We start from the raw sequence: 7,750 nt of genomic DNA, 5'->3' as shown, positions 1-7,750 counted from the left end.
TACTTACTCATTGCCACTGCTGTAGGTGGGTCAATTTTCCTCGTTAAAACTGGGTCAGTTTTAAGTATAAATCAACAAGATGGATGGATCTTATTAAAATTGGAAAATATATTGCAAGTAAACGAAAGTCCCTAGGGATGACACAAAAGCAACTGGCAGAAAAATTAGGTATGAGTGATAAGTCGGTTTCTAAATGGGAGCGAGGAGTTTCCCATAGTTAAAGATACCACACCAAATATGATGAACCCACGCTTATACACTACCAGCTATAATAAACCGCAAGGACAGCAATTTGATGATACTGCTGTCCTTTCTTTTATAAAATTGCAGTACACATAAAAAAGCTGTAAAATGATAAATATATTTGTCCTTGTAACAATTCTCGGACATTTGCCTGTTATACTATCTGCAAAAAGCAAAGGAAGTGAGAATATGGAGCAGATTTTAATTGTCGAGGACGACAGTTTTTTGAATAAGATGTTAGACTATAACCTGACCGCAGACGGCTACGGCGTGACTTCTGCCCTAAATGCCAGAACCGCAGCCGAAGCCATCCGCCAGCGGGAATTTGATTTAGTGCTGCTGGACATCAACCTGCCGGACGGGAACGGTTTTGAACTGTGCAAGCTGATAAAGCCCCAGCACCCGGACACCATCGTAATATTCCTGACCGCCAACGATCAGGAGAGCGACCAGATACGGGGCTATGAGGTGGGCGCGGTGGACTACATCACAAAGCCCTTTGTGATCGGGGCCTTGCAGCGAAAAATCAAAGCCATGTTCGCCATGCTGGAACACCACAAACCGGCCAAGGACATTTACGACGACGGGCGGTTGTTTCTGGACTTCTCGGAGCAGACGGCTTCCTTAAACGGCAAGCCCTTGACTCTATCCCCGATGGAGTACAAAATGCTGAACCTGTTTCGTAAAAATCCCCGGCAAGTGCTGACCCGTGGGCAGCTTTTGGAAAAGCTGTGGGATATAGACGAGCGGTTTGTGGACGAACACACCCTGACAACCTCCATCAGCCGTATTCGCAGCAAGATTGAAGCCGACGGCGGCGCACCCTACATCAAGACCGTTTACGGCATGGGGTATCAATGGACGGGAGGCGAGGTAAAATGAAGTTTCAAAACCTCTCGGTAAAGCGGCTGTTTGGCCGGGTGGCAATGGAGCTTGTCCTCTCCATGTCCGGGATCACCATAGCCCTGTTTCTTGTGACAAAACAGATTGCGGTGCTGCTGACAGGCGGGACGCTGCTGCTGTGCGCCCTTGTGGGGATTTTTGTACTGACGCAGGCGTTTGGAAAGCGGCTGTCGCAGTTTACCGCTGACCTGTGCCAGACCTTAGACCACATGATCGCCGGGAATGAAGCGCCCCAGCGGCCAGAGGACAGCGAAACCCAGCTTGCCAGAATCGGACACCGGCTGGCAAGGCTTTACCAGATCATGCAGGAGAACCGCCGCCGGGTGGACGAGGAACGGCAGGAGTTACAGACCCTTGTATCGGATATTTCCCATCAGGTGAAAACGCCGGTAAGCAATCTGAAAATGGCGACGGACACCCTGCTGGAAAAGCCCATGACCGAGGCGGAGCGCACCGACTTTATCCGGGGAATCCGCAGCCAGACGGATAAGTTGGACTTTCTCTTTCAGGCCCTTGTGAAAACCTCACGGCTGGAAACGGGCGTGATCCAGTTGGATAAGAAACCGGGTCGCCTCTTTGATACCGTGGCGCAGGCCATGAGTGGGATTGTGTATGCAGCGGAGAAAAAGGAAATCGCTGTGTCCGTGGACTGCCCGGAGGATTTGACCGTTTTCCATGACAGCAAGTGGACATCCGAAGCCCTCTTTAACCTGCTGGACAATGCAGTGAAGTACACCCCGGCAGGCGGGAAAATCGCCGTGTCAGTGGTGCTGTGGGAAATGTATGTGGAGGTCAAAGTGACCGACACCGGCAAGGGCATTTCCGAAAGCAATCAGGCTGCCATCTTCCGGCGCTTCTATCGTGAGGAAGAAGTACACGAACAGCAGGGCGTGGGCATTGGCCTGTATCTGGCCCGCGAGATCGTAACGCGGCAAGGCGGCTATATCAAAGTGGTTTCGGAGCCGGGCAAGGGTTCAGAATTTTCCATTATGCTGCCGACAAAATAGAATGCGGCGGACGGTCATTCTCGGCTGCCCGCCGTAAGTCTTTTCGCAACAGTGTGCCGATAAAGCTGCCAGTGGCAGTTTTTCGGCGGAAATGTCCGAGCGTTGTAACATTTCACCCCCGATTTTCAATGAAATTTTTTGGCCGCTGTAACATTTCGCGGACATTTGGGTTTTACAATAGCCTTATCAACAGGCAGAAAGCCTTGAAAGGAGTTTTGAGTATGAGAATTTTACAGACTATCGACCTGAAAAAGTATTACGGTACAGAGCCGAATATCACCCGCGCCCTTGACGGCGTGAACTTCTCTGTAAATGACGGCGAATTTGTGGCCGTTGTGGGAACCTCCGGCAGCGGCAAGTCCACCCTGCTTCACATGATGGGCGGGCTGGACACCCCTACTTCCGGCAATGTGATTGTCCGGGACAAAGAGCTGTCGAAAATGAACGACGAACAGCTTACCATCTTCCGCCGCCGCAACATCGGCTTTATCTTCCAGAACTATAACCTTGTTCCTATCCTGAATGTGTATGAGAACATCGTCCTGCCGGTGGAGCTGGACGGGGACACGGTGGATCAGAAGTTTTTGGACGAGATCGTTCACCTGCTGGGGCTGGAAGATAAACTGAAAAATATGCCGAACAATCTTTCCGGCGGCCAGCAGCAGCGTGTGGCTATCGCACGCGCCCTGATTACCAAACCGGCTATTGTGCTGGCCGACGAGCCGACCGGCAACCTTGACAGCAAGACCAGCGCCGAGGTGCTGGGGCTTATCAAGCGCACCAGTGCAGAGTTCCGGCAAACTGTTGTGATGATTACCCACAATGACGACATAGCCCGTCTTGCAGATCGGATTGTCCGCATTGAGGACGGCAAGATTGTGGAGTAAGGAGGTGGCAGGCTATGACATGGCCTTTTGAGAATGATACCAGCGCCATTACAAAGAAGCTGGCAAAGAAAAGTTTGCAAAGCGAGAAGCGCCGGAATCTGATGGTGGTGATTGCCGTTGCGCTGGCGGCATTTCTGATCTGCTTTACGGGAATTGTGTCTACCTCCCTGACACAAATGCAGCGCAATCAGGTTGTCGATACTTATGAGGCGGTCTGGCTGGGCGTAGAGGAAAACGACATTGAAACCCTGAAAGGACTGCCGGAGTTTGAGCGCGTAGGCGGCTACTATATGCTGGGTGAGGAGCTTTCAGAACAGGGCTATCATGCGTCTTATGTGTATTGCGACGCGCAAATGATGGAGATTACCAAGGCGCAGATGGAGTTGTTAGAGGGCCGGGTTCCTGAAAAAGCAAATGAAGTTGTTGTAAGCGAATACTTTCTTTCCACCTATGGAAACAATGCCAAGATCGGGGACACTGTGACCTTAGATACAGAGAGTTTTCATGGTGATTATGTCGTTACCGGCATTATGGACAGCGTAAATGAAAAAGAAGCGAATACCTGCGCTATCATTCTTTCCAACGCTGCCCTGACAGGATGGAAAGGGTTTGACCCGACTGGCTATCGCGCCTATGTCCATTTCAAAAACAGCGACCAGTTGGGCGAAGAACTGATGACCTCTTATTGCAGGGAGATTGCGGAGGAATATCAGCTTCCTATGCCCAAAATGAACAGCAAGTATTTTGCCTATGCTTCTAAATCCTTTGATTTTGCACTGATGGCTGGCGTGATTGCCATTGTTCTGATCGGCGGCTATATTGTGATCCAGAGTATCTTCCGTATCTCCATCAATGACAAAATCAAGAGCTACGGGCAGCTTCGGACGATTGGTGCAACGCCAAAGCAAATCAAGCGGATTGTAAAGCGGGAGGGGCGTAAACTCGGCAGTATCGGGATTTTGATTGGTACAGTGCTGGGTGTATGCGGCGGTTTTCTTTTGTTTCCCAAGGGATTTAATGCTGTTTCCTATGTGGCAACGATTATTTTGACACTCATAAGCAGTTGGATCATGGTATCTGTTTCCATCCGTAAGCCGATAAAAATTGCGGCAGGGATTTCCCCGATTGAAGCCGTCCGTTTTACCCCGGCACAAAAGGACATCCGAAGCCGAAAAAAGAATATCAAGCTCAATCCTGTTTCAATGGGAATTGCGAATTTTAAGCGTGACCGAAAAAAGACCGTTGCTATTGTAGCCTCATTGAGTTTGGGCGGAATTATTCTGCTTGTGGTATCCTCCATTGTTTTGCTGCGTTCTCCAGAGGCGCTTGCAAGACGGTTTTTCCCGGACGGCGACTATAAAATTTATTTGGATTCTGAAATGACAGAAGAAAAGGTTATGGCAGCGGGAAATCCGTTGAATGAAGAATTAAAACAGGAAATCTTATCTATTGATGGTGTTACAGATATAATTCCAAGCAGACAATCTCTCTATGCAACCCTTAAGACGGACATTTACCAAAGCGGTGGTATGTGTGATATGCTGACCGACCAGAATTATGCAACAGTTGAAGCGGCTCTGACAGCAGGAACGATGCCAAAAGATTCCCGTAGTATTGTAATTGACTATAATGTGCTAAAGCAGAATGAGGATATGGGTGTTGGTTCAACAGTTGACTTTTATTTTGGAGAGGGGCAACCGCCTGTTTCCGTCACTGTATCAGGATTGTTTGATTCCAACAAGACGCCTTCCGGGCATGGAAAACTGGCCCTCGATGGAGTACTCTTTTTCGCACCAGAAGCATTGTTCCATGAACTGCACCCGGAAATCGCTTCTTTCGACTATTCATGGAGCATTGTAAACGATCCGAAAAAAACGGACTATGTGGGAGCTGAATTGAAAAATATTGTTGCCAGCCATAGTAATATTGCCTTAGATGAAATCAATACAGTGATTGAATATGAAGAAATGACAAATTCTTTTGCGTTTGGCAGTATGGAGATACTTTCATGGTTGGTATTTCTCTTTGGCGTTATCAACCTTATCAATACGACACTCTCTAACCAGATAGCCCGAAAGCAGGAAAACAGTATTCTGCGTTCTATCGGCCTAACACAAAAACAGCTATGTGAAATGAACATCTGTGAGGGGCTGTGCTATGCGCTCTTTGCAACATTGGCGACGCTGATCGTTGGGCTTCCGGCTTCCATCTTTGCTTGCAGAAAAATGAGTATAGGAGCTTTTGCCGGAAATGTAGTGCCTTACAAATTCCCGGTTTTGGAAATGGGACTGTTCATTCTGGTATTGTTCGGAATGGAACTGATCTTGTCTGTATGGACAATCCGCAGACAGAAAAAGCAATCCCTGATCGAACAAATGCGGGCGATGGAATAACCGTATGGGATCGGCGGGGCGGCGTGTGCTGCCCCGCTTTTTTCGCCATTTCTCAAAAAATTTTTGAAATGTCCGAGCTTTGTAACAATTCAGCCTGTTTTTTTGTCGAAATCAAAGGCACCTCGGACATTTATAGTTCTTCCAAAAGTTTGATGATAATATTACCATTCATGGAAGAAGCAATCTGTTATTGCAATAATGCGAAATTGACGATAGAAAGTTTTTCATATCTCGGTCAGCTCAACAATTACATTACTCTGCTGATACAGCCAGTCCGTAAATTCTTTCGGGCTGGCCGTTCCTGTTTTTACAGCCTTTTTTCTCTGTAAGGCTTCTTTCTTAAAGTCGGAAAAGGAAGCCTGTATTTTTTCCAGACGGTCAGCCGGAAAGCCTGCGGTATTTTTTACCCGGTTTATTTTGTTGCGCCAGTTCTGGCATTCATTTTTATAAAGCAGGTCATAGTTATTTTCTCTTGACCTCTCGTCAAATTCCCGCTTGTTTTGAAGCGCCTGTGCTTTTCGGCACTTGTCGCTGCACAGCTCATACCGCTGGCTCTTTGCCAGAAAATATTTTCCACAGACCTTGCACCGCCGGAAGCAAAGCCCCCAGTCATTCAGCCTGTTCAGATAATAGGTAATCAACGGGTAGAGGGACGCATAGGCAGACACACATTCTTCTGTGCGCCGGTTGTCCGGGAACCAGAGGTCAAGCCGGGTATCTTCTGACGGTGCGCCTTTGAAATAAAGGCTGCCAGCTTGAAATTGTTTCGGTTTTCCTGTCTCCCTGTTAAAGCTCATGGTTTCGTTTTGGAATACCCCGGTCAGTCTGCTCATTTTATCCATGAAGCGGTCACAGGCAGCGTTACGGTCACGGGGTTCTCTGGCAAGCAGATAGCTGTTCCAGATACGGAACGCCACATACATTTTCAGAGGGTCGTTGCTAAGATATTTCTCCCAAAGAAATTCGCTTGCCGCCTGCTCCAGCTCCGGCTGTTTCCATCGGTTGGAGTGGAGAGCTTGCCGCAGCGGAGAAAGCCCGTATAAGTTCCAGTCTCTGTCCGTGTCACGCTCAAAGTTTATCAAAAAAGTTCCCAGTGGGCGTGTCATATCACAAAGCACCTCTGCGTTTTGGCTCCCGTTCAGACGGAAGCGGATCTGCTGTTCTTCCCCAATCAAAATCCGCTCTTTCATTTTCTTCCTGTCCAGCGTCAGGACAAACAAAATCCTCTCAAAACATGGCTCATGCCGTATAAACTGATTCTCCATCCCTATCCCCTGCCTTTGTTTATGGTAATTATATAATTCAGTTATATCCGTTACACTCATGGTATCGCAGAATCATTGTTTTGTCAAGGATAGTACGCTATGATGATTGCGGTTGGTAATTTCGTACCGCACAGTACCTTGACAAGTGAATGACCGTCCAAAAGGGATATGACCGGCAGGAGAAGTGACGCATTCGGCGCACCAATGCAGGGAAACACCGCAGGAATGGGGCAGGAAAACGGCTTTTGGGGAGAACGGCAACAGGAAGCATTTTAACCTATTTGATTTATGGGAGGAACAGAATGAACGATAAAAAGAGATTGAACAGCTACGAGGATTTACCGCTGGTTCTGGATGTGGCGGACATTCAGCGGATTATGGGAATTTCAAGAGCGAGCGCCTATGAGCTGGTACACACACCCGGCTTTCCAGCGTTCCGCAGGGGCAGACTTATCAAGGTCAGCAAAATTGCTTTCTTTGAATGGATGGCAAAAGGCTCCGAAACCGTACCGGGAAGCGACAAATAAGCGTGAGGTATCATTCCCTGACTTGCAATACTGCCGCACTTTCCAAAGGGGCATACAGAGGGAAAAAAACTTAAAAATGATACCGAGACGCTACATCAAAACAGCCTATCTGCGTACATCAGATAGAAACGGAGAAAGGAGCCGGTTATGGCAAGAATGAGTAACAAGCGGCGGTTGGAATGGTCTTTCTTCTTAAATGACCGCAGCCGTATCACTTACAACGAACTGTGCCGGAAATGCCAGCACGAATGCAAACAGAGCTTCCGGGCGGTTGTGGTTGACTGCCCGAAGTATCTTTCCAAGCGTTCCAAGAAAAAGGACAAGACTGCCGGAAACGGCAAAATCCCTTAGGAACTAAGGGCGCACTTCTATACATAGTCTAAAGACCATGTATCGTGCGTCCTGCGGAGCTTACCTCTGCCGCTGATAAAATCAGCAATCCGAGGTCTGCGTTCGCTTCGCTCCGACAAGGTGGCTACACCCCCTTGCGCCGCTAAAGCGGCTATCCCCTGTGTACCCGCCGCA

Annotated in this window: 8 protein-coding genes; 7 read left to right on the top strand and 1 reads right to left on the bottom strand. The window is 48.4% G+C overall.

Going from position 1 to position 7,750, the window contains the following annotated elements:
- The first annotated feature begins 83 nt into the window (after positions 1 to 83).
- The 5 genes from I2D69_RS21260 to I2D69_RS17460 all read left to right on the top strand — a co-directional run bounded on the left by I2D69_RS21260 (position 84) and on the right by I2D69_RS17460 (position 5,433).
- Positions 84 to 221 carry a helix-turn-helix transcriptional regulator gene (locus I2D69_RS21260; protein ID WP_227202194.1) on the top strand — a complete coding sequence of 46 codons (138 nt, stop codon included), beginning with the start codon at positions 84 to 86 and terminating at the stop codon, positions 219 to 221.
- Between the two features lie 211 nt (positions 222 to 432).
- Positions 433 to 1,125, top strand: coding sequence for a response regulator transcription factor (locus tag I2D69_RS17475; protein ID WP_015533258.1), 693 nt, complete (start codon positions 433 to 435; stop codon positions 1,123 to 1,125).
- Positions 1,122 to 2,153: a HAMP domain-containing sensor histidine kinase gene (locus tag I2D69_RS17470; RefSeq protein ID WP_005936000.1), complete on the top strand. Its 1,032-nt coding sequence runs from the start codon at positions 1,122 to 1,124 to the stop codon at positions 2,151 to 2,153. The genes I2D69_RS17475 and I2D69_RS17470 overlap by 4 nt, the downstream gene beginning before the upstream one ends.
- Before the next feature lie 221 nt (positions 2,154 to 2,374).
- Complete coding sequence (locus I2D69_RS17465; protein ID WP_009296631.1) at positions 2,375 to 3,040, top strand: ABC transporter ATP-binding protein; 666 nt, start codon at positions 2,375 to 2,377, stop codon at positions 3,038 to 3,040.
- A gap of 14 nt (positions 3,041 to 3,054) precedes the next feature.
- Complete coding sequence (locus I2D69_RS17460; protein ID WP_055201186.1) at positions 3,055 to 5,433, top strand: FtsX-like permease family protein; 2,379 nt, start codon at positions 3,055 to 3,057, stop codon at positions 5,431 to 5,433.
- Positions 5,434 to 5,657: 224 nt separating this feature from the next.
- Here I2D69_RS17460 and I2D69_RS17455 read toward each other — a convergent pair whose 3' ends face one another.
- Positions 5,658 to 6,698, bottom strand: a complete 1,041-nt coding sequence (locus I2D69_RS17455; protein WP_158436833.1) for a DUF6076 domain-containing protein — start codon at positions 6,696 to 6,698, stop codon at positions 5,658 to 5,660.
- A gap of 302 nt (positions 6,699 to 7,000) precedes the next feature.
- Here I2D69_RS17455 and I2D69_RS17450 point away from each other — a divergent pair, with 302 nt between their 5' ends.
- On the top strand, positions 7,001 to 7,225 hold the full coding sequence (locus I2D69_RS17450; protein WP_005362423.1) for a helix-turn-helix domain-containing protein: 225 nt from the start codon (positions 7,001 to 7,003) through the stop codon (positions 7,223 to 7,225).
- A gap of 147 nt (positions 7,226 to 7,372) precedes the next feature.
- On the top strand, positions 7,373 to 7,576 hold the full coding sequence (locus I2D69_RS17445) for a hypothetical protein (RefSeq protein ID WP_004614949.1): 204 nt from the start codon (positions 7,373 to 7,375) through the stop codon (positions 7,574 to 7,576).
- Positions 7,577 to 7,750 lie beyond the last annotated feature (174 nt).

Origin of the sequence: Ruminococcus sp. D54t1_190329_F1, from assembly GCF_015551645.1 — a bacterium.
In the GTDB taxonomy this organism is placed as follows: domain Bacteria; phylum Bacillota; class Clostridia; order Lachnospirales; family Lachnospiraceae; genus Blautia_A; species Blautia_A faecis.
Note: the sequence above shows the minus strand (reverse complement) of the source record. Positions and strands in the feature narration are given on the sequence as shown.

Excerpts from the sequence above, each read along its gene's own strand:
- I2D69_RS21260 (WP_227202194.1), top strand. The coding sequence starts at position 84 with ATGGATCTTATTAAAATTGGAAAATATATTGCAAGTAAACGAAAGTCC.
- I2D69_RS17475 (WP_015533258.1), top strand. The coding sequence starts at position 433 with ATGGAGCAGATTTTAATTGTCGAGGACGACAGTTTTTTGAATAAGATG.
- I2D69_RS17470 (WP_005936000.1), top strand. The coding sequence starts at position 1,122 with ATGAAGTTTCAAAACCTCTCGGTAAAGCGGCTGTTTGGCCGGGTGGCA.
- I2D69_RS17465 (WP_009296631.1), top strand. The coding sequence starts at position 2,375 with ATGAGAATTTTACAGACTATCGACCTGAAAAAGTATTACGGTACAGAG.
- I2D69_RS17460 (WP_055201186.1), top strand. The coding sequence starts at position 3,055 with ATGACATGGCCTTTTGAGAATGATACCAGCGCCATTACAAAGAAGCTG.
- I2D69_RS17455 (WP_158436833.1), bottom strand. The coding sequence starts at position 6,698 with ATGGAGAATCAGTTTATACGGCATGAGCCATGTTTTGAGAGGATTTTG.
- I2D69_RS17450 (WP_005362423.1), top strand. The coding sequence starts at position 7,001 with ATGAACGATAAAAAGAGATTGAACAGCTACGAGGATTTACCGCTGGTT.
- I2D69_RS17445 (WP_004614949.1), top strand. The coding sequence starts at position 7,373 with ATGGCAAGAATGAGTAACAAGCGGCGGTTGGAATGGTCTTTCTTCTTA.